This window comes from Priestia sp. KCTC 13724 (assembly GCF_056820425.1).
This window is the reverse complement of record NZ_JBXDLD010000009.1, coordinates 1-20,898: the sequence shown is the minus strand read 5'-3', so window position 1 is coordinate 20,898 and position 20,898 is coordinate 1. Positions and strand designations below refer to the sequence as shown.

General features: G+C 37.1%; 19 protein-coding genes, 2 riboswitches and 1 other annotated feature. Of the genes, 16 read left to right on the top strand and 3 right to left on the bottom strand.

Annotated elements, in window-relative coordinates; translation table 11 throughout:
* The first annotated feature begins 62 nt into the window (after positions 1–62).
* From AC1UFB_RS01210 to AC1UFB_RS01165, 10 genes are all read left to right on the top strand, one after another.
* The gene (locus AC1UFB_RS01210; protein ID WP_163070900.1) at positions 63–953 is read left to right on the top strand and encodes an amidase domain-containing protein; all 891 of its coding nucleotides are present in this window, start codon (positions 63–65) and stop codon (positions 951–953) included.
* Between the two features lie 58 nt (positions 954–1,011).
* Complete coding sequence (gene trmL / locus AC1UFB_RS01205) at positions 1,012–1,512, top strand: tRNA (uridine(34)/cytosine(34)/5-carboxymethylaminomethyluridine(34)-2'-O)-methyltransferase TrmL (protein WP_090752733.1); 501 nt, start codon at positions 1,012–1,014, stop codon at positions 1,510–1,512.
* A gap of 334 nt (positions 1,513–1,846) precedes the next feature.
* Positions 1,847–3,742 (top strand): PrkA family serine protein kinase, encoded by a 1,896-nt coding sequence (locus tag AC1UFB_RS01200; RefSeq protein ID WP_100348094.1) that lies wholly within the window; start codon positions 1,847–1,849, stop codon positions 3,740–3,742.
* 226 nt (positions 3,743–3,968) lie between these two features.
* Positions 3,969–5,147, top strand: a complete 1,179-nt coding sequence (yhbH, locus tag AC1UFB_RS01195) for a sporulation protein YhbH (RefSeq protein ID WP_025908460.1) — start codon at positions 3,969–3,971, stop codon at positions 5,145–5,147.
* Between the two features lie 120 nt (positions 5,148–5,267).
* Positions 5,268–5,711 carry a MarR family winged helix-turn-helix transcriptional regulator gene (locus tag AC1UFB_RS01190; protein ID WP_328101294.1) on the top strand — a complete coding sequence of 148 codons (444 nt, stop codon included), beginning with the start codon at positions 5,268–5,270 and terminating at the stop codon, positions 5,709–5,711.
* A gap of 8 nt (positions 5,712–5,719) precedes the next feature.
* Entirely contained in the window at positions 5,720–6,277 is a 558-nt protein-coding gene (locus AC1UFB_RS01185; RefSeq protein ID WP_061785576.1) for a TVP38/TMEM64 family protein, read from the top strand.
* Between the two features lie 17 nt (positions 6,278–6,294).
* Positions 6,295–7,143: an archaetidylserine decarboxylase gene (asd, locus tag AC1UFB_RS01180; RefSeq protein WP_100348092.1), complete on the top strand. Its 849-nt coding sequence runs from the start codon at positions 6,295–6,297 to the stop codon at positions 7,141–7,143.
* A 91-nt stretch (positions 7,144–7,234) separates the two neighbouring features.
* Entirely contained in the window at positions 7,235–8,263 is a 1,029-nt protein-coding gene (locus AC1UFB_RS01175; RefSeq protein ID WP_281998574.1) for a spore germination protein, read from the top strand.
* Positions 8,264–8,286: 23 nt separating this feature from the next.
* Positions 8,287–8,532 (top strand): hypothetical protein, encoded by a 246-nt coding sequence (locus tag AC1UFB_RS01170; protein WP_100348090.1) that lies wholly within the window; start codon positions 8,287–8,289, stop codon positions 8,530–8,532.
* Positions 8,533–8,918: 386 nt separating this feature from the next.
* Positions 8,919–9,362: a VanZ family protein gene (locus tag AC1UFB_RS01165; protein WP_025908466.1), complete on the top strand. Its 444-nt coding sequence runs from the start codon at positions 8,919–8,921 to the stop codon at positions 9,360–9,362.
* A 38-nt stretch (positions 9,363–9,400) separates the two neighbouring features.
* Here AC1UFB_RS01165 and thiC read toward each other — a convergent pair whose 3' ends face one another.
* Both thiC and AC1UFB_RS01155 read right to left on the bottom strand, forming a co-directional pair.
* Positions 9,401–11,167 carry a phosphomethylpyrimidine synthase ThiC gene (gene thiC / locus AC1UFB_RS01160; protein ID WP_025908467.1) on the bottom strand — a complete coding sequence of 589 codons (1,767 nt, stop codon included), beginning with the start codon at positions 11,165–11,167 and terminating at the stop codon, positions 9,401–9,403.
* A 117-nt stretch (positions 11,168–11,284) separates the two neighbouring features.
* A riboswitch (TPP riboswitch) is annotated at positions 11,285–11,397 on the bottom strand.
* A gap of 54 nt (positions 11,398–11,451) precedes the next feature.
* Complete coding sequence (locus tag AC1UFB_RS01155; protein WP_025908468.1) at positions 11,452–11,739, bottom strand: hypothetical protein; 288 nt, start codon at positions 11,737–11,739, stop codon at positions 11,452–11,454.
* A 175-nt stretch (positions 11,740–11,914) separates the two neighbouring features.
* Positions 11,915–12,157, top strand: a binding site (T-box leader).
* 105 nt (positions 12,158–12,262) lie between these two features.
* Between AC1UFB_RS01155 and brnQ the strand changes: the two genes are divergently transcribed.
* The 6 genes from brnQ (at position 12,263) to AC1UFB_RS01125 (ending at position 19,245) form a co-directional block, all read left to right on the top strand.
* Positions 12,263–13,603 (top strand): branched-chain amino acid transport system II carrier protein, encoded by a 1,341-nt coding sequence (brnQ, locus tag AC1UFB_RS01150; RefSeq protein WP_025908469.1) that lies wholly within the window; start codon positions 12,263–12,265, stop codon positions 13,601–13,603.
* A gap of 147 nt (positions 13,604–13,750) precedes the next feature.
* The gene (locus tag AC1UFB_RS01145; RefSeq protein WP_025908470.1) at positions 13,751–14,575 is read left to right on the top strand and encodes an undecaprenyl-diphosphate phosphatase; all 825 of its coding nucleotides are present in this window, start codon (positions 13,751–13,753) and stop codon (positions 14,573–14,575) included.
* Between the two features lie 171 nt (positions 14,576–14,746).
* A riboswitch (cyclic di-AMP (ydaO/yuaA leader) is annotated at positions 14,747–14,893 on the top strand.
* A gap of 96 nt (positions 14,894–14,989) precedes the next feature.
* On the top strand, positions 14,990–16,270 hold the full coding sequence (locus AC1UFB_RS01140) for a cation:dicarboxylate symporter family transporter (protein WP_076513350.1): 1,281 nt from the start codon (positions 14,990–14,992) through the stop codon (positions 16,268–16,270).
* A gap of 238 nt (positions 16,271–16,508) precedes the next feature.
* Positions 16,509–17,540, top strand: a complete 1,032-nt coding sequence (gene ytvI, locus AC1UFB_RS01135; protein ID WP_025908472.1) for a sporulation integral membrane protein YtvI — start codon at positions 16,509–16,511, stop codon at positions 17,538–17,540.
* A 242-nt stretch (positions 17,541–17,782) separates the two neighbouring features.
* Entirely contained in the window at positions 17,783–18,373 is a 591-nt protein-coding gene (locus AC1UFB_RS01130; RefSeq protein ID WP_062686546.1) for a DedA family protein, read from the top strand.
* A gap of 71 nt (positions 18,374–18,444) precedes the next feature.
* Positions 18,445–19,245 (top strand): EcsC family protein, encoded by an 801-nt coding sequence (locus AC1UFB_RS01125; RefSeq protein ID WP_100348087.1) that lies wholly within the window; start codon positions 18,445–18,447, stop codon positions 19,243–19,245.
* Between the two features lie 88 nt (positions 19,246–19,333).
* Here the strand turns inward: AC1UFB_RS01125 and AC1UFB_RS01120 are convergent, their stop codons facing one another.
* Positions 19,334–20,782, bottom strand: a complete 1,449-nt coding sequence (locus AC1UFB_RS01120; RefSeq protein ID WP_482588332.1) for a GntP family permease — start codon at positions 20,780–20,782, stop codon at positions 19,334–19,336.
* Between the last annotated feature and the right edge of the window lie 116 nt (positions 20,783–20,898).

Sequence of the window (20,898 nt, the reverse complement as noted above, 5' to 3'; positions counted from 1 at the left end):
TGTGTTAAAAGGTAAGCTGTTCATCATAGCGTATAGTAAAAGCAGAGAAATGTGGTGAACAGATGCTAGCAAAGAAAAATGTCCTATATACATTGATGAAAGCCAAAGCAAATAGCTACGTGAATCAAGTAATCAGCGAGGACTTTAAGCCGTTTATCGAACAGGAATACGAGCTTAAGCAGTCTTTACTGAGAAAGAGAAAAGTAGAGGTTGTGAAGTGTACGGTTAAAGGAGCTATTCATGACGTTCAAAATGAAAATGAAGAGACAAAGGTTACTTATCAAATACACAAACGATTTTTATGTAAACAAGATGATTTATTTTACGTAGAAGAAGAGGTAGAAGAGCGGTGCGCATTGTTTTATAAAGATACGCTAATTCATGATAAATTGCTTCCTATTCATATAGATGAAATAGATGACTTAGAATTTAGTATGGATGATAAGGAAGAAGTAGCTGATCGAAATGGGTACTATGACCGTCTAGCAGCGGTACAGTATGCAGAAACATATTGGAATACGCCTAATCCAGCTTATAAATACTTTGAGGTGAACTGTACGAATTACATCTCTCAGTGTTTACGAGCAGGAAAAGCCCCTATGAGAGGTCAACCTAATCGAAGTAAAGGCTGGTGGCTAAGTAAAGATAATTGGAGCTATAGCTGGGCGGTGGCACACTCGATGCACAGTTATCTCCAAAACTCAAAACAAGGGCTGCGAGCCATTAAAAAAAGCTCAGTTAAAGAGTTAACAATGGGTGATGTTATTTGCTATGATTTTGAAGGAGACGGCAGATGGAACCACACGACAATCGTTGTGGCAAAAGATGCAGACGGGATGCCTTTAGTTAATGCTAATACGTATAATAGCCGCATGCGCTATTGGGCTTATGAAGATTCGACAGCTTATACGCCAAATATGAAGTATGCGTTTTTCCATATTACCGATCAATAAATATCCCTTTTGTTTTGAAAAGTTAATGGTATAATGATGAATAGATTTGTATTTAGAGGTGACTATTTTGGGACTACATGTTGTTTTATATCAACCAGAAATTCCAGCTAACACTGGTAATATTGCGAGAACTTGTGCAGCAACGAACACAACTTTACACTTAGTTCGTCCATTAGGCTTCTCGACGGATGATAAAATGTTAAAGCGCGCCGGCTTAGATTATTGGGATTATGTTGAGGTTATCTATCATGATTCGTTAGAAGAAATTTTTGAAAAGTATCCAGAAGCAGCATTTTACTTCATCACTAAATTCGGAAAGAAGCCGCATTCATCCTTTGACTATAGCAATGTAGAAGATGATCACTTCTTTGTGTTTGGTCGCGAAACAAGTGGCTTACCTGATGAAATCATTGAAGCGAATATGGATAGATGCTTGCGTTTACCAATGACGAAAAACGTTCGGTCTTTAAACTTATCAAACACGGCAGCTATTTTAATTTATGAAGCGCTGCGACAGCAAGAGTACGGCGACTTATTAAGAGAAAATCCCCTTGATTAAGGGGATTTTCTTTTTTTTTACAAGGATGACTGTTCTATGTAGGTTCATTCTATTTGCGCTTTACCCCAGGCTTGTCATTATACCCAGCCGTAAAAATTGCTGATAAAAAAGCAAGTGATACGCCTAAAACCAATAGTAACCTCATGGATAGAGCCTCCTTTATTTTTCTGTCATGCTCCTCCTAATTATTATAGCTAATTCATGGCACGCTGTGAATCTTTAATGTAGACAAAATTCTGAATTTCTTAATTTAAAAAGCATGTTCAAACATTTTACTGCATAGATTGTATTAATCTTGTTCACTAGCACGAGAACTAGTAGGGGAGGTCCTTTAATGGATATATTAAAGAAAATTGAAAAATACCGTGAAGCAGAGAATCGACTTAAATGGGAAGGTACATTTGAAGAATATTTAAAACTAATTAAAGATGAGCCTTTAATTGCTCAGCCAGCGCATTCAAGGGTCTACAATATGATTAAAGATGCAGGAATTGAAGATGTCAATGGGAAAAAGCAATATAAATTCTTCAGTGAACAAATGTTTGGTCTAGAAGAATCGCTTGAAAGGCTGGTTGAAGAATACTTCCATCCTGCAGCGAAACGATTAGATGTCCGGAAGCGTATTTTGTTACTTATGGGACCAGTTAGTGGAGGGAAATCAACGCTAGTTACCATGCTAAAAAGAGGATTAGAAGCGTATTCTTTAACAGATCGTGGTGCTGTCTATGCAATCAAAGGATGCCCAATGCATGAAGATCCACTTCATTTAATTCCACACCATCTGCGTCGAGATTTCCATGAAGAGTATGGCATTCGAGTTGAAGGAAACTTATCGCCTTTAAATACAATGAGGTTAGAGGAAGAGTATGGCGGCAGAATTGAAGACGTTATTGTCGAAAGAATCTTCTTCTCTGAAGATAAACGTACGGGGATTGGTACATTCAGTCCATCTGATCCAAAATCTCAGGACATTGCTGACTTAACAGGAAGCATTGACTTTTCAACCATTGCTGAATACGGATCAGAATCAGATCCACGAGCATATCGATTTGACGGAGAGCTAAATAAAGCGAACCGAGGAATGATGGAGTTCCAGGAGATGTTAAAGTGTGATGAGAAGTTCTTATGGCATTTATTATCTCTTACCCAAGAAGGGAATTTTAAAGCAGGACGATTTGCTTTAATTAGTGCAGATGAATTAATCGTCGCACATACAAATGAAACGGAGTATCGCTCCTTTATTTCGAATAAGAAAAATGAAGCTTTGCATTCACGTATTATCGTCATGCCGGTTCCATATAACTTAAAGGTTAGTGAAGAAGAGAAAATCTATGAAAAAATGATTCGAGAAAGCGACGTATCGGATGTGCATATCGCACCACATACGCTGCGCATTGCTTCCATCTTTACAACGCTAACAAGATTAAAAGAGCCTAAAAAAGGGGATATTGATCTATTAAAGAAAATGAGGCTATATGATGGCCAATCTGTTGAAGGTTACAACGATGCAGATGTGGAAGAGTTGAAGAAAGAACATTCGGATGAAGGTATGAGTGGAATCGATCCACGTTATGTAATTAACCGTATTTCATCAACTATCATTCGAAAAGATATTAAATCAATTAATGCGTTAGATGTATTGCGTTCACTAAAAGAGGGGTTAGATCAGCATGCATCTATTTCAGCAGAAGACCGTGAGCGCTATCTAAACTACATTTCATTAGCACGTAAAGAATATGATGAAATCGCGAAAAAAGAAGTTCAAAAAGCATTCGTATATTCATATGAAGAATCAGCGAAGACGCTGATGGAGAACTACCTCGATAACGTTGAGGCATATTGCAATAAAAACAAGCTGCGCGATCCGTTAACAGGGGAAGAAATGAATCCAGATGAAAAGCTAATGCGCTCAATTGAAGAGCAAATTGGCATTTCGGAAAATGCGAAGAAAGCGTTCCGTGAAGAAATCTTAATCCGTATTTCTGCGTATGCTCGTAAAGGGAAACGCTTTGACTATAATTCGCACGAACGTTTACGTGAAGCTATTCAGAAAAAATTATTTGCAGACTTAAAAGATGTAGTGAAAATTACCACATCAACGAAGACACCAGACGAACAGCAGCTGAAAAAAGTAAATGAGGTAGTTGCTCGCTTAATTGATGAGCATGGCTATAATTCCGTTTCAGCGAACGAACTTTTACGCTATGTAGGAAGCTTATTGAATCGATAAAGAATGATAAAAAACATGGCACCGCTGATATGTGCCATGTTTTCTTTATCTTTTATATTAGCAAAATAGGCATTTATCTCATTCACAGTAGATGCTTTTTCATATGATAGTGTACAGCCGGGCTTTTTAAAAGCCAAAGCTAAATTAATTAGCAAGTATACCATTTTGAGACATAGGATAGAATAACCAACCTTTCAAAAGCAGCTTGAACAAGGAGGGGAAATACGTGGGTAAAGAGATTGATAAGAGTTTTGCGATTTCCAAGGAAGACTGGTCCCTCCACCGTAAAGGTCATGACGATCAGAAGCGACACCAAGAAAAAATCCAAGAAGCGATAAAGAATAACTTACCGGATTTAATTACAGAAGAAAACATTGTCATGTCAAATGGGAGAGACGTTGTTAAGATTCCAATTCGTTCATTAGATGAGTACAGAATTCGCTACAATTATGATAAGAATAAACATGTTGGGCAAGGTGATGGGGAAAGTAAGGTAGGAGATGTGGTAGCCAGAGATGGATCTGGCGGTGATGGAAAAAAAGGTGCTGGCAAAGGTCAAGGTGCAGGTGATCAAGCTGGAGAAGATTACTTTGAAGCAGAAGTATCGCTCATGGAGCTACAAGAAGCACTGTTTGCACAGCTTGAACTTCCGAATTTACAGCGAAAAGAATCTGATAACATTGTTGTTGAACACATCGAATTTAATGATATTCGACGTACTGGCTTGATGGGGAACATTGATAAAAAGCGCACGATGATGTCTGCGTACAAGAGAAATGCAATGACTGGTAAGCCTGCATTTCACCCAATTTTCCCTGAAGATTTAAAGTTTAAGACGTGGAATGAAGTAACAAAACCTGAATCAAAAGCAGTTGTGCTTGCGATGATGGATACAAGTGGGTCTATGGGGATTTGGGAAAAGTATATGGCGAGAAGTTTCTTCTTTTGGATGACTCGCTTTTTACGAACAAAGTATGAAACTGTCGAAATTGAATTTATTGCCCATCATACAGAAGCCAAAGTTGTTTCAGAAGAAGACTTTTTCTCTAAGGGAGAAAGCGGTGGAACTATTTGTTCATCAGCTTACCGTAAAGCACTTGAATTGATTAATAAAAAGTACGATCCTAGCCGTTATAATATTTATCCATTTCACTTTTCAGATGGCGACAATTTAACATCCGACAACGCAAGGTGTGTTAAGCTTGTAAACGAACTAATGAAGGTTTCTAATATGTTTGGATATGGAGAAGTAAATCAATACAATCGTCATTCGACTTTAATGTCTGCATATAAGAATATTCAGGATGAACAGTTCCGCCATTTTATTCTTAAGCAAAAAGCAGATGTATTTCATGCGATGAAAAGCTTTTTTAGAAAAGAGCCAGAAGGAACAAAATATGCATAAGGTATCACTTAAGAAGCCACTTCTATACAAGAAGGGGCTTCTTGTAGTTGACAGCTATTCGTCTCCGTTATATAGTTTATGTAGTTAAACTATTTAAGTATATAAACTAGGAGTGTCTAAATGGAACAAGCTGATAATATAAAAAAAGCTATTTCTATATTTAATAAAGTAAACGATTATTTAATGAAGACGTACTTTTCTTCGCTAATTAATGATATTACGCCAAAGCAATTTAATGTGCTGAGGTCAGTTTATGATATGCAACCTGTAAACGTGCAGACGATTGCGAAAAAATATAATTTGTCAATGAGCTCTGTTAGTCAGCTTATTACTAAATTAGAAAAAGAAAGTTATTTGCATCGAGAACTTAATCCTGAAAATCGTCGGAAAATCCTTTTAACGCTTGGTCCTAAAGGGCAGGAATACTTTGATGAATATGAACGAATTGATCAATTTATTATAGAGCGCTACTATTCCCATTTTTCTATGGAAGAAACACAGCAGCTAAAAGAAATTGCTAACAAGCTTTATCGAGTCGTAACAGGAGAAAACAGCGACAAATGAATGCGGATATCCAAGAGATTACGGTTCAGCTATTCGAAAGCTATGATAGTATTGCATTTATACTAAGTATTTTGTTGAATGTGCTCATTAGTATTGCTGGTGTTTTACCAAGCGTATTTTTAACAGCTGCTAATTTGGTTGTTTTTGGTTTTTGGGAAGGAATGGTTATTTCGTTTATTGGAGAATCAGTTGGAGCAGTTGTTTCGTTTTGGCTCTACCGAAAAGGTTTTCGAAAGTTAACTGCTCATAAGCGGTTGTCTTCTCCTAAAATTCAACAGCTTTTACATGCACGGGGAAAAGAAGCATTTCTACTTATTCTTTCTTTGAGACTATTACCTTTTGTCCCTTCAGGACTTGTTACATTTATTGCGGCTATTGGAAAGACTTCTTTAGGGATTTTTATTTTAGCAAGCTCAATTGGAAAGCTTCCTTCAATTCTTATTGAAGGCTATTCTGTTTACCAAGTCATGAATTGGACAAGCACTGGGAAGGTATTGGTTTCTTTCATAGGCTGCGTACTTATCATACTTGTAGTTCGAAAACTTTATACACGGTCTGCCATATGAAAGGAATGTTATAGGAAATGATTAATCAAATAGCAAAGCAAATCATTGAAATATTACCACAAAATGCGATTTCACGTGGAGTAGGGGTGTTAGGACGCTCAAGCATTAGCAGATATATCATCAAGCCATATAGCAAAATTTATAAAATTAATCTAGATGAAATGGAACAATCTTTAGACTCTTATCCTAATTTCACTGCATTTTTCACGAGAAAGCTAAAAGCAGAAGCCCGAGAAGTCGTAGCCGATCCATATACTCTTTCCAGTCCAGTAGATGGAAAAGTAGCAGAATATGGCGATATTAAGGAAGGAACTCTTATTCAAGCAAAAGGGATTGATTATCGAGTAGAGCAGCTGATTGGGTGTACGAAAGAAGAAGCTGAAAGGTTTGACGGTGGAACTTTTTTAACCATTTATTTAAGCCCTAGCGATTATCACCGCATTCATATGCCGCTTTCAGGAGCAGTCACAAAAGCAACATATTTACCAGGACGTTTGTTCCCGGTTAATCGTATCGGAGTCGAGCATGTTCCTGGGCTATTCACAAAAAACGAGCGATTGATCACATATGTGGATACGCAAGCTGGAACAATAGCGCTTGTTAAAGTAGGCGCATTTATTGTTGGAAGTGTCCAGGTACCATACGGAAATCATACGACTAATGTAAAGAATGGAAAATATTATACGACATCTGTTAACGATACCTTTTATGAAAAAGGAGAAGAAGTGGGGTTATTTGAGTTTGGCTCAACAGTAGTCCTTTTGTTCGAAAGAGATAAGGTAAAGCTAACGAATACATTGGAATGTGGAACAAAATTAAAATATGGGGAACCGATTGGAACGTATAAGTCAGGAGATTTGGGATAAACACCAAATCTTCTTTTTATGTTTAAATTACATAATATTTCCAAATTTAGAAACACTGAAAGTCTAACTATTTAGAATTGAGGTGGATTTGATGCTGATTAAACGTTATCCCAAAAAGAAAAAACAAAAGCAAGCAAGCGTACCAAAGCAAGATCCAGCATCTATCAACATTCCGCTCAAACTAACAATTGAAGAAAATAAAAAGTATATTCAAGAGTACTTAGACTATACAAGTGATTTAGGTGAGCGCTGGTTAACTTTTAATTGTAAAAAAGCGCTTTTAATGTATTTTGTACCATTCATGGATTCGGTGAAATTAAACGAACATGTAATTAAACTAATGCTTCTTGAAAAGGAAGGAGACCCAAAAGAGGTTATTCAAATCGGTTCCGTTAACGAATCTCAAGATTTGCATGAAATCATTACGTTGCTCTATAGTGGAGGAGCTATTTTATTTCTTGAAGATACACTCATTTTATATGTAATTGATGCTACGCTTCCTGCATCTAGGGAAGTTAGCCAAGCAATCGATGAAAAAGTTGTGCGCGGTTCTCATGAAGGGTTTGTTGAAAATCTAGATAAAAACATAAACTTAATGCGTCAGCGTTTTTTAGATGGAAGCTTAATCGTTAAATACCTTGAAGTCGGTACAATTTCGCGCACGAGAGTAGCTGTTTTATACCTTAAAGGAATTTCAAATCCAGAATACTATGAAGAAGTATTTCGACGATTAGAATCAATTGACGTGGACGCGGTGGAAAGCGGGAGTATTATTGAAGAAGCTCTTGAAAATTCACCGTTTTCACCTTTTCCACAGCCGCTTAATACAGAAAGACCGGACCGCGTGATGGGGAATTTATTAGAAGGAAGAATTGCGATTATGACAGCTGGAAACTCATCCACAATTGTTGCGCCTTCTTGCTTTTTTACATTCTATCAATCACCAGAAGATTATAATACGCGCTCTTTGTACGGCTCTTTCTTTCGATTGTTGAGAATCTTTAGTTTTTTTGTGGCAATCAGTCTACCAGCATTATATATTGCTACGATTTCATTTCACTATGAGCTTATCCCTGTTGATTTAATTTTAACGGTGAAAAGCAATCACTCGTACCAGTAGAGACTCTTCAAACGATTTGTACATTGTTATTTGATGAAGGAAAAGGGTTAGCTCTACCTTATGCAAAATTTAATAAGGAAAACATGTCTGTAGAAATAAAGGGAATTGCGTTATTTAATGGAGAAAAATTTTCGGAAATAACGTTAAAAGATGAGGAAGCAAAAGCATTATTATTATCAAATAAAAAGAACAAATATATGACGATGACAGATAAGGTAAAGATGAATGGAAAAAAGACTATGCTCAAATCGATATTAAACCAGATGTAACTGTTGAAGTGATTCATCGAGGAATCATTAATTAATTACAAGAAGTTGAGACATAAGTGCTTCAAACAATGATATACCCCAACTATCACAAGTTAACTGCTTTTGATAGCTTGGGTATTTTTTTGTTGGTTCAAAAACAAATTCAAAAAACGAGCGTAAGGGAACGAACTTGTGCTTACAACCTAGCTATTATAACAAAGTAATGATTCGCCTTTGAGAAGGAATCATTTCATTGTGTCCCAGTCTCTTTTATTTTTAAAGTTTGGTATCCAGAAAAAGAGGTAACGTGATAGGATAAAGTAAGCTGAATGTTTCATAAATACATAGCATGTACAATATGATAGAAGTAAAAGCGGACGGTAAGGACAGAGAAGGTGTGGAAAAACATGACGGATAATACAAAGAAAAAAGTAAAACAAGGATTGCTTTTCTTGTTTATTATATATGGTGTGACACTTATTTACGTCACGCTCATTAAAGAAAACGAGCAAGTATATGGGCAAGCTATGAATTTAAGCTTATTTAGTACAATTAAGCTCATGTGGGCCAGTGGAAATCTTGAGCTAGCATTCGTGAACGTAATAGGGAATATTGTAATGTTTGCTCCAATTGGAATGTTTATACCGCTTTTTATGAAATCATTTGACGGATTTATTCAAGTGGTTGTCACAGGGTTCTTAATCAGTTTCACTGTTGAGATTTTACAATATGAGTTAACAGAGCGAGTTTTTGATATTGATGATATTCTGCTAAATTCAATTGGAACACTGGTCGGATGGATTTTAGTTAAGCTGCTCTTTTTCTTTAAAAGACTTATTTTAAAACGATAGACACCGAGATAAGTAGTTGCTTACCTCGGTGCTTTTTATTAAGAATAAAGTTTAGATCCTTTTTCAATAAATTCCTGTGATTTTTCTTTCATGCCTTGTTTAGCGAAATCAACGAGCTGTTTTTCATCCGCTAGTTGTCTAATATCATGAGAAATTCTCATTGAACAGAACTTAGGTCCACACATGGAACAGAAGTGAGCGGTTTTAGCACCTTCTGCTGGTAGTGTTTCATCATGGTATTCTCGAGCTCGGTCAGGATCTAACGATAAATTAAATTGGTCATGCCATCTAAACTCAAATCGAGCTTTTGAAAGTGCGTTATCACGAATTTGGGCACCTGGGTGACCTTTTGCAAGATCAGCAGCATGAGCAGCAATTTTATAGGTAATTACACCTTCGCGAACATCTTCTTTATTCGGGAGGCCTAAATGTTCTTTTGGGGTTACATAACAAAGCATTGCTGTACCAAACCACCCAATCATTGCAGCTCCAATACCAGACGTAATGTGGTCATAGCCCGGTGCTATATCAGTTGTTAGTGGTCCCAGGGTATAGAATGGTGCTTCGTGGCAAACTTCCATTTGTCGGTCAACGTTCTCTTTAATCAGATGCATTGGCACATGTCCAGGACCCTCAATCATTACTTGAACATCATGCTTCCATGCAATTGTTGTTAATTCGCCAAGCGTATCAAGCTCTGCAAATTGAGCTTCGTCGTTCGCATCAGCAATTGAACCAGGGCGCAGGCCATCTCCCAGTGAGATTGAGATATCATATTGCTTACAAATTTCGCAAATCTCTTCAAAGTGTGTATACAAAAAGTTTTCTTGGTGATGTGCTAAGCACCATTGAGCCAAAATGGAACCACCCCGTGAGACAATACCGGTTGTTCGCGTAGCAGTTAGTGGAATATAGCGCAACAGTACGCCTGCATGAATTGTAAAGTAATCAACCCCTTGTTCTGCTTGTTCAATGAGTGTATCACGATAAACCTCCCAAGATAGGTCTTCTGCTATACCATTAACTTTCTCTAAAGCTTGATAGATTGGGACAGTGCCAACAGGAACGGGTGAGTTTCGAATAATCCATTCGCGCGTCTTATGAATGTCTTTACCAGTTGAAAGATCCATAATTGTATCTGCTCCCCACCTTGTAGCCCACGTCATCTTTTCAACTTCATCCTCAATTGATGAATGAACAGCAGAGTTTCCGATATTTGCATTAATTTTCACGTGAAACTTTGTTCCAATAATCATTGGTTCAACTTCTGGGTGGTTAATATTGCAGGGAATGATTGCACGCCCTGCTGCAACTTCTTCACGAATCGTTTCTGCACTCATTTGCTCACGAATTGCGATAAATTCCATTTCAGGCGTGATAATTCCTTTTTTTGCATAATGCATTTGGGTGACGTTTCTGTCATCCTTTGCTTTTTGTGGTGAATAATTAATAAGGGGAAAGCTTTTCGTTTCGTTCCGTTGATCGCCTTCTTTATAGCCGTTATCTCTTGCTTGAACGGTACGGCCAGCATAGGAAAAAGTATCGTTTCGTTCTGCAATCCATGGTTTGCGTAAAGGTGGCAGTCCTTTTTCTAAATCTACACTATAGGCTGGATCGGTGTATACGCCGCTTGTATCGTAAACGCGAACGGGGGTGTTTTGCTCTTCACCGCGGTCGTTTACAGTGGGGGAAAGGTGGATTTCGCGCATCGGTACTTGAATATCACTTCGAGTCCCTTGCACGTATACTTTTTTACTGTTTGGAAACGGCTGTTGCATTGAAATGATTACTTGTTCTTTAGACATACTTATTCCTCCATTATGCTAGTAGATTTTGAGAAAATAAGCTATACCGAACAAAAAAATCGGGCTCTATGTAAGAGCCCGATGGAATAGACAAAAAAGAAAACAGCATAAAACACCGTTCTTTCAAGACTACTTCCCTACGTTGGTATAACCCAAATCAGGTTCAGAGGGTTAAAGAGCACAATAACTCTTCTCTCAGTCTGTGTAATCAGACACCCCTAGTAGAAAATCATTTAATTGACGACTTCATTCTACCATCATTAGGGGAAAATGCAAGCGGTTATTTATCTTTTTGCTGCTTCAAATGCAATAACAATAGCGGTAATAATATGCATAACCATTCCCACAACTGGGATTACGCCGACAAATGATGTCACCATCCCCAAAATATTTCCGTAAGCTGAACGACCTTCTTTATGAGATAAAAATAGAGCAATTGCATGCAGGAAAAAAGCAAATACTAAAGGTCCCCATGAAAAGCTTATGATGAATGCACCACCAATTAGAGGAATACCTAAAAATGCTTCATACCCAGCCGTTAGCCATTTCATAACACGTACATTTCCGCTCATGTATAAGAGCCTCCTATTAAGTAATGTAGTAGTATATACGAACGAATTAGCTATAGAAGTTTCATTTTATAGACTGACTATTAATGGGGAAAAATATAATTGATAAAATATTTTAATTTTTGTATACAAATCTTAAAAGTTTTGTTAGAATATTTTTATTCAATTAAAACACCTTATAAATTCGTTGAAGAGAACGAGTAGGTTATGAAAACTGTTCCCCAGAGAGCTAACGTTTGCTGAAAGTTAGCGTACAGTTCCTAGCTGAAAATCATCTCTGAGAAAATATGCTGAAGCCTTATAGTAAGTATATTCGGACGTCCACCGTTAGAAGGAACACGTATGAACACGTACGTTGGCGAGTGCTGCTGTTTTTAGCAGAACGAGGGTGGTAACGCGAGAATTATATCTCGTCCCTTTTTAGGGACGGGATTTTTTTGTGTATAAAAAGGAGTGATTCGAGTGGAAAGTGATATTGACATTAGACAGAAAAATCAGAAATACAAACAATCTAGGAGGAACTCACATGAATGCTTTATCAAGAAAAGATACACTGTTTATTAGTTTAATGCTATTCTCATTATTTTTTGGAGCAGGAAACTTAATTTTCCCTCCATTTTTAGGACAGTCTGCTGGAAGTGAATTGTGGCCAGCTGTTACAGGCTTCATTTTATCGGCTGTGGGGCTACCAATCCTGGGTGTCATTGCTGTAGCAAAATCAAATGGTCTTCATTCATTAGCAAACCGAGTCCACCCAGTTTTCGCCGTTGTATTTACGGTCATGATTTACTTAGCAATTGGACCTTTTTTAGGAATCCCACGAGCAGGAAGCTTAGCATTTGAAATGGGCGTACAGCCTTTTTTACCTGAAGGAGTAAATGTAAAAGCCGCGCTGTTTGGATATACGTTTTGTTATTTTGCACTTGCTTACTGGTTAGCTTTAAAGCCTTCAAAGCTTGTTGACCGCTTTGGGAAAGTATTAACGCCAGTTTTATTAGTTCTTATTTCACTTATTTTTATTCGTGCCCTTTCTTATCCTTTTGAGCCGGCTGGTCAACCTGCAGGTAATTATGTCACAAAAGCATTCGCTACTGGATTTACCGATGGTTATGCGACCATGGATACAATCGCTGCGCTAAACTTTGGAATTGTCATTGCAATGGCTTTGAAGCAAAAAGGAATGACTAGTGCGAAAAGTATTATGTCATCATCCATTCGTGCAGGAGTAATTGCAGGAACGTTGCTAGCTATTATTTATCTTATGCTGGCATATTTAGGATCTGTTAGTCATGCCAATGCAGCAAATGGAGCAATAACGTTAACGAACATTGTATTTACGCTTTTTGGACCGTTCGGAGCTGTTCTATTAGGAGTTGTATTTACGCTAGCGTGTTTAACAACTTCTGTTGGATTATTAACCTCATGCAGTCAGTATTTTGAGCAATTAGTACCGAAAGTATCATATAAGGTTTGGGTTAGTACAATTGCCGTATTTAGTTTACTTGTTGCAAACTTAGGATTAACCATGATTCTAAAAATTTCAGTTCCAGTTTTAACAGCTATTTACCCTGTTGCTATTATGCTAATTGTTCTATCATTAACGAATTCTTTAATCAAAGGAAAGCAAGGTGTATATGCTTTATCTATTTTATTCGTTGGAATTGTAAGCGTAACGGACGCTTGTCTTCAGTCAGGGTTAAACTTAGGTGCTTGGGGGGAACTTGTAAAGACTTTGCCATTGTATAACACAGGATTTGGTTGGTTAGTACCAGCAATCGCTGGGGCTATGGGCGGTTATCTTCTTAGCTTATATAATCTAAAAGGTAAAGTAGTTCACTCAAAACAAGTTAAATCATATAGTAAATAAGATTGTCCATAAAAAAGCCCAAATGGGCTTTTTTTGTTCTTCAAATAAAGATTGTGTTTTTATCAGCAAACAATTATGATAAAAAGCGAATATTCACGTTTGCTATGAAGATGAAAAAATTATGTAATCTTGAAAGGTAGAGTAAAAATGTGGGAAATTATTGTTGCGATTATTTTAGGAATTGTAGAAGGTCTAACTGAATTTGCGCCTGTATCATCGACCGGACACATGATTATTGTAGATGATTTATGGCTGAATTCAAAAGAACTATTTTCACCAGAGGTTGCTAATACATTTAAGATTGTCATTCAATTAGGCTCGATCCTAGCCGTTGTTGTTTTGTTTAGAAATCGTTTTATTAATCTATTAGGGTTAAATCGTAAAAATGAGAAATATGAACAGGTAACAAATCGATTAAAGCTTTCTCAAGTTATCGTTGGTTTGCTTCCGGCAGCTGTATTAGGATTCTTATTTGAAGATTTTATTGACAAGCATTTGTTCTCGTTGAACACGGTGTTAGTCAGCTTAATTGCAGGAGCAATTTTAATGATTATTGCAGACCGCTTTGCTTCAAGAATTCCAAAAACAGAAACGGTAGATCAAATGACCTATCGTCAAGCCATTGGTGTTGGATTGTTTCAATGTATCGCTCTATGGCCAGGATTTTCACGCTCTGGTGCTACCATTTCAGGTGGGGTACTTTTAGGCATGAGTCACCGAGCAGCTTCTGATTTTACTTTTATTATGGCTGTTCCTATCATGGCAGGAGCTAGTGGGTTATCATTAATCAAAAATTGGCAGTATTTCACGATTGATGCATTGCCTTTTTTCATTGCCGGCTTTATTAGTGCTTTTATTGTAGCGCTTGTTTCCATTCGCTTTTTCTTAAAATTAATTAATCGAATAAAATTGGTACCTTTTGCTATTTATCGTATTGTATTAGCAGTTGCTATTTATCTTGTATTCTTTTAAGAATGCTAAAACAGCCTTGGTTACATTTAGAACCAAGGCTGTTTTATATTTTGGCATTTATATAGTTAAAAAGTTTTGAGTCATAAAAATAAATTGACAAGCTTTCGAAAAACAGATAAATTATTCTTATTGAATAAAATATTAATTCTGTATAATATTTCAGAAAAATAATTTAATAAGAAGCTTAGTCTACATTAGAGCGGGGGAACCACAAATTTGGTATATCATATGCCTTGGGGTGAATCTTTCCTGAGTGAAAGTAGGGTACTCTCAAACCCGAATCCGACAGTTAACCTCGTCTGCTTATTGAGAGAAAGAACATTGTCTTTTTGTCGACCATTCTTTCTTTTAGAATGGTCTTTTTTTAATTTTCAGAAAAAATAAAATCGCTTTACAACAGAGAGGAGAGCACATATGAAAAAATTGCGGTTTGGCATGGCAACACAAATTTTTGTTGGTTTAATTTTAGGTATTCTAGTTGGTGTTATTTGGTTTAATGATCCAAGAGTAGCAACGTATTTACAGCCGCTGGGCGACTTATTCTTACGCCTGATTAAAATGATTGTTATTCCAATTGTTATCTCAAGCTTAATTGTTGGTATTGCGGGCGCTGGTAACGGCAAGCAAGTAGGCCGATTAGGTGCTAAGACTATCATTTACTTTGAAGTCATCACAACGTTTGCAATCATTATAGGTGTGTTATTGGCTAATGCTTTCCAACCAGGTGTAGGAGTGGACATTGAATCTGCACAAAAGACTGATATTAACCAGTACGTAGAGACAAGTGAAGAACAAAGTGAGAAATCCGTTGCAGAAACGTTCCTTCATATTGTTCCAACGAACTTCTTCCAATCATTAGTGGAAGGTGACATGTTAGCCATCATCTTTTTCTCCGTGTTATTTGGATTAGGTGTAGCAGCTATTGGGGATCGTGGAAAGCCTGTTTTACAATTTTTTGACGGCGTTTCTCATGCGATGTTCCATGTTGTTAACATGGTGATGAAAGTTGCTCCTATCGGGGTCTTTGCTCTCATTGGTGTAACTGTTTCTAAGTTTGGTTTAGAATCATTAATGTCTCTAGCGAAACTTGTTATTCTAGTTCACGCTGGTTTACTGTTCTTCTTAATTGTGGTTTTAGGAGCGGTTGCGAAATGGGCTGGTGTAAATATCTTTACATTAATGCGTTATTTAAAAGATGAATTGCTGTTAGCATATAGCACATCAAGTTCAGAAACGGTATTACCGCGTATTATGGGCAAATTAGAAAAAATGGGATGTCCAAAAGCTATTGTATCGTTTGTTATCCCAATTGGTTATACGTTTAACTTAGATGGATCTGTGCTGTATCAAGCAATTGCCGCTATTTTCTTGGCACAGGTTTATGGAATTGACTTAACCATTGTCGAACAGCTAACGCTAATCCTAGTGCTTATGATTACTTCAAAAGGGATGGCAGCCGTTCCAGGAACATCATTTGTTGTATTATTAGCAACGTTAGGTACGATTGGAATTCCAGCCGAAGGTCTTGCATTCATTGCCGGTGTGGACCGAATTATGGATATGGCTCGTACAGTTGTAAACTTAATGGGTAACACAATTGCAGGAATTGTTATGTCTAAGTCTGAAGGCAAGTACAATCCTATAAAAGCTAATGAAGTGATGAAACAGTCGAGAGAGGCAAAAGTAGCTAGCTAATGTATCTTCTAATCTCTCGTAACAATGCTTAATGCATAAGGCTACTTACCGGTTCTATTTTTATGAACAGGTAAGTAGCTTTTTTGATAATTTTTTGATTAGTTCTTTATTAATAAAGAAATTAAACCTATAATTATAGTAGGTAACAACAGATATGTTTTTAAATAAACAAGCTGAGCGTGCTCTAGTATGTGGCATGTGAGTGAATTTAGGAAGAAAGCGTGGGAGGCATTTACATATGTGGAAGAAGCGCATAGCAATTATTGTATCGATTATTGCAGCTTGTTTTTTAATTCCTTATAGCTTACCAATTGTCTTTGCATTATTAACAGCAATTGTTCTAGAAGGTCTTATTCAAAAGTTGCAGCATTCTTTGAAGTTTAGTCGAATCTATGCTGTATTAGTAGCGTTTTTATTATATGTTGTATCCATAACATTAATTGGTTTCTTTATTATTCGTACAATTGTAACGCAAGTAGTGGCTCTCTCAAAAGTTACGCCTTCTTTTGTAAAAGAGCTTTATGAAACAACAATTTATCCTAACATTATTAAGTGGAAGTATTATTCAAACGCTCTTCCTACAGAAGTCATTTCATCCATTGAAAACGCAATCGAAAGCACCATTAATTCATTGGATACACTATTAAAAGGAACCGTTGAGTTAATTATTAGCTTTGCTGCAACCGTTCCAGGCTTCCTGCTAGAATTTCTGATTTATTTAGTTGCTTTAGTATTCATTAGCTTAGAGCTACCGAACATAAAAGAAAAAGTAAAATCGTTTTTAACAGATGAAACGAAATATAAAACAAAGATTGTTATTACGCAATTAATGCAAGCAGGTGTTGGCTTCATTAAAGCTCAGATTGTATTGAGTCTTTTAACATTTGTGATGGCTTATGTTGGGCTATGGCTATTAAATGTTCCGTACACGGCTTTATTGAGTCTTTTAATCGTTATCGTTGATATTCTACCAATTCTAGGAACAGGTTCCGTTCTAGTTCCATGGGGAATATTTGCTTTAACTCAAGGTCAAGACTCGTTGGCAATTGGTCTATTTATTTTATTTGGGGTGATTACCGTCGTTCGAAGAGTTGTAGAACCAAAAGTTTTTTCAACAAACATGGGGATTTCTCCTTTAGCTGCGTTAATTAGCCTGTATATTGGATTTAAATTGCTAGGGTTTGTGGGGCTGTTTTTAGGTCCAGCTCTTGTCATCTTATATGATGCGCTTCGAAAAGTTGGCGTCATCCAAATTAACTTTAAAATTTAGGAGACTGAGACATAAGTAGTTCAGTCCTTACTATACCTGAACGATTGAGAGTTGATAACTTTTAATCGTTCAGGTTTTTTGTTGGGGTTTTTTACAGAACGACTCGTTAATTCGTTAGATTGACAGCATTCGTTCTTTTTTTACTTTTCAATTAAAGGGGATTAATATACAATTATGACTTGTGAAGCTTTAAAATATCACGTTTTGTTATAGAGCAGTAAGTTAACTAAGGAGGAAGTCGTTTGTTAGAAACAATTGTTTTATCACTAGTAGAAGCGCTTAAGCAACTTTCGTATTTCGGCGTTATCTTAGCGCTAACGTTTGAATTTGTCCCAGCAGAGCTAGTCTTACCACTCGTAGGATATTGGGTATATCAAGGTGACATGAACCTTTATTTGGCTATTTTAGCAGGAACAGTTGGAGGCGTGTTTGGACCATTAACACTTTATGCTCTTGGTCGCTATGGTGGGCGTCCACTTGTCTTAAAATATGGAAAGTATTTTCTAGTAAAAGAAAAGGAAATCGATGCAGCAGATCGATTTTTTAATAAATATGGGGCAGGAGTAGCCTTTTTTGGTCGCTTTATTCCTGGAGTACGTACAGCCATCTCGCTTCCTTGCGGAATGGCAAAAATGAACGTTTGGCAATTTTCCATTTACACGTTTGTAGCGATGTTACCAATTACTGCCCTTTACGTATATCTGGGTTATAAGTTAGGCCCACAATGGGAAGATGTTGGACCTATTGTATCTCAATATATGCAGCCGATTGGAATTGGACTATTAGTTATCATTGTTATTTTCTTTATGTTTAAATATGTGAAAAAGAAATAAAAAGCATAAGGGAAAAGAGAGCGTCCAGCAAATAAGTTGTCTGGGCGCTTTATGTAGAAAGGGGAAAGCATGTGGAAACGACTGAACAGCTGGCTAAAGAATTAAAGAAGATTGAAAAGTGGGAAAAAAGTCAAAAGGGACTATTCTTTTGGGAAAAGTTGCTTCGCTTACCTTTTGCAGCGCTTGATAAAGTCACGCCTAGGTTTATCCACGAAAAAATAGAAAAGCTTCTTGACGAGGTTGCTAAGTACATTGATAACGGAGGCCAATATTTAGCTAATACTTCCGCTACGTTAGAAAAAGCATCTAAACGTTTAAAAGAAAAAGATTTAACATTAACGGATATTCAGCAGTTATCTATTCAAGAAATGGATGAGTTAGCAAATGCCTTTGTGGAGGCACGTCAAAAAAATGCTAAAATTCAAGGTGCTACGACTGGAATTGGTGGTATCTTCACGCTGGCTATTGATGTACCGTTTGTACTAGGGCTAACTTTAAAAACGCTACAAGAAGTAGCTGTTTCCTATGGATACGACCCGACAAAACAAGAAGAGCGTGTGTTTATGGTAAAGTGCATGCAGTTCTTATCCTCTGACATTGTAGGTAAGCGAGCAATTTTAGAAAAGCTATCAGAAGGGAAGCGAGAACAAAGCTTATCGCAGCTTCAAGGTTGGAGAGAGGTATTTACGACTTATCGAGATAACTGGGGATGGAAAAAGCTTTTTCAAATGATTCCTATAGCAGGTATGATCTTCGGTGCTTATGTAAATAAGCAGGCGATTGGAGACATTGGAGAAATAGGGACGATGCTTTATCGTAAACGCCGCATCTTAGAACGATTAGAACAAGAAAAGAATTTACAAGAGTCATAATAAGACATTTCCTGCGAAATAACATTATTTCTAGGGAAATATGTCGATAAAAAAGCATCCTTGCTACTAAGAAAGGATGCTTTTTACCTTAAACAATACCGAAGAAAGTGTAAAGTGCAATGATGACAAAAACCGCTAGCGTTTTAATGATCGTAATTGCAAAAATATCTCGATATGCTTGACGGTGAGTCAAACCTGTTACTGCAAGAAGCGTAATAACAGCACCGTTATGTGGAAGTGTATCCATACCGCCTGATGCCATTGAAATAACGCGGTGCATCACTTCAGGTGGTATATTAAACTGATTAATTGCCGCTAAATACTTTTCTGACATAGCGCTTAATGCAATTCCCATACCGCCTGATGCAGAACCAGTTATACCAGCCAATGTTGTTGTAGTCACAGCACCGTTAACAAGTGGATTTGTAAATGTCTCGGAAATTCCTTTACTAATAACACCAAAGCCTGGAAGAGCAGCAATAACGCCTCCAAAACCATATTCAGCACCCGTGTTCATAGAAACTAACAATGCCCCGCTGATACTGGTGTTAAGACCTGCTTGAAAGTTTACTTTTATCTTTTTCCAATCATACAGTAGTGTCGCAATAATCCCTACTACTAGAGCCATTTGAACTGACCAAATAGCAAGTACAGATGAAAGCTCAACTTTTCCAAAGGAGTCAAGACCAATGGCAGTAAAATCAAAGCCATTTGGATACCAAACAGGCAAAGTCATTGTAAATACTTTATTCATAACACCTACTAAAATGAGTGGTACAAACGCTAAGATTTGACGAGGCAAGGTTGGTTTTTCACTTTTCGTACTTGTTTCTTCTTCTCCCGTTGTTACATCATTTTCTAGCTTCTCAGCTGCAGCTGCGGTTTCGTGGTCAAAGCCGTAGTACCCTTCACCAGCAGCTTCTGCTTTTTTACGACGAGCTTCTAAATACTTCATCCCTACAAGTAAGACGAAAATGGCTCCAATAATACCGAGCATCGGTGCAGCATAAATATCAGTTTTGAAGAAAGTAGTTGGAATAACGTTTTGAATCTGTGGAGTACCTGGTAAAGCATCCATTGTAAACGTAAAGGCACCTAATGCAATCGTTCCTGGAATAAGCCTTTTAGGAATATTGGCTTCTCGAAATAGATTCGCTGCAAATGGATAGATAGCAAAAACAACAACAAATAAGCTAACTCCACTATAAGTTAGAATCGCTCCCATGATGACAATAGCTAAAATTGCACGCTTTGCACCAACAACTTGTACAATTGTTTTAGCAATCGTTTCAGCCAACCCTGACATTTCAACGACTTTACCAAAAATAGCCCCTAGTAAGAAAACGGGAAAATAAAGCTTGATAAATCCTACCATCTTTTCCATAAAAATATTTGAAAAGAAAGGTAATACATAGCTTGGCTCAGTTAGCACAACAGCAAAAAGTGCACAGATCGGTGCAAATAAAATAACTGAAAATCCGCGATATGCGACAAACATTAAAAGACTAAGTGATAAAAGGATAATAACTAGTTCCATTTCAAATCCCCCCTATAGCGTTCTTTATTTTATTAAATCGATATAATCCTCCCTCTATAAATGTTGATTTATCAACGGTTTGAGCCGTTGGTGGGGTGTCAAAAAAATATTTTTCG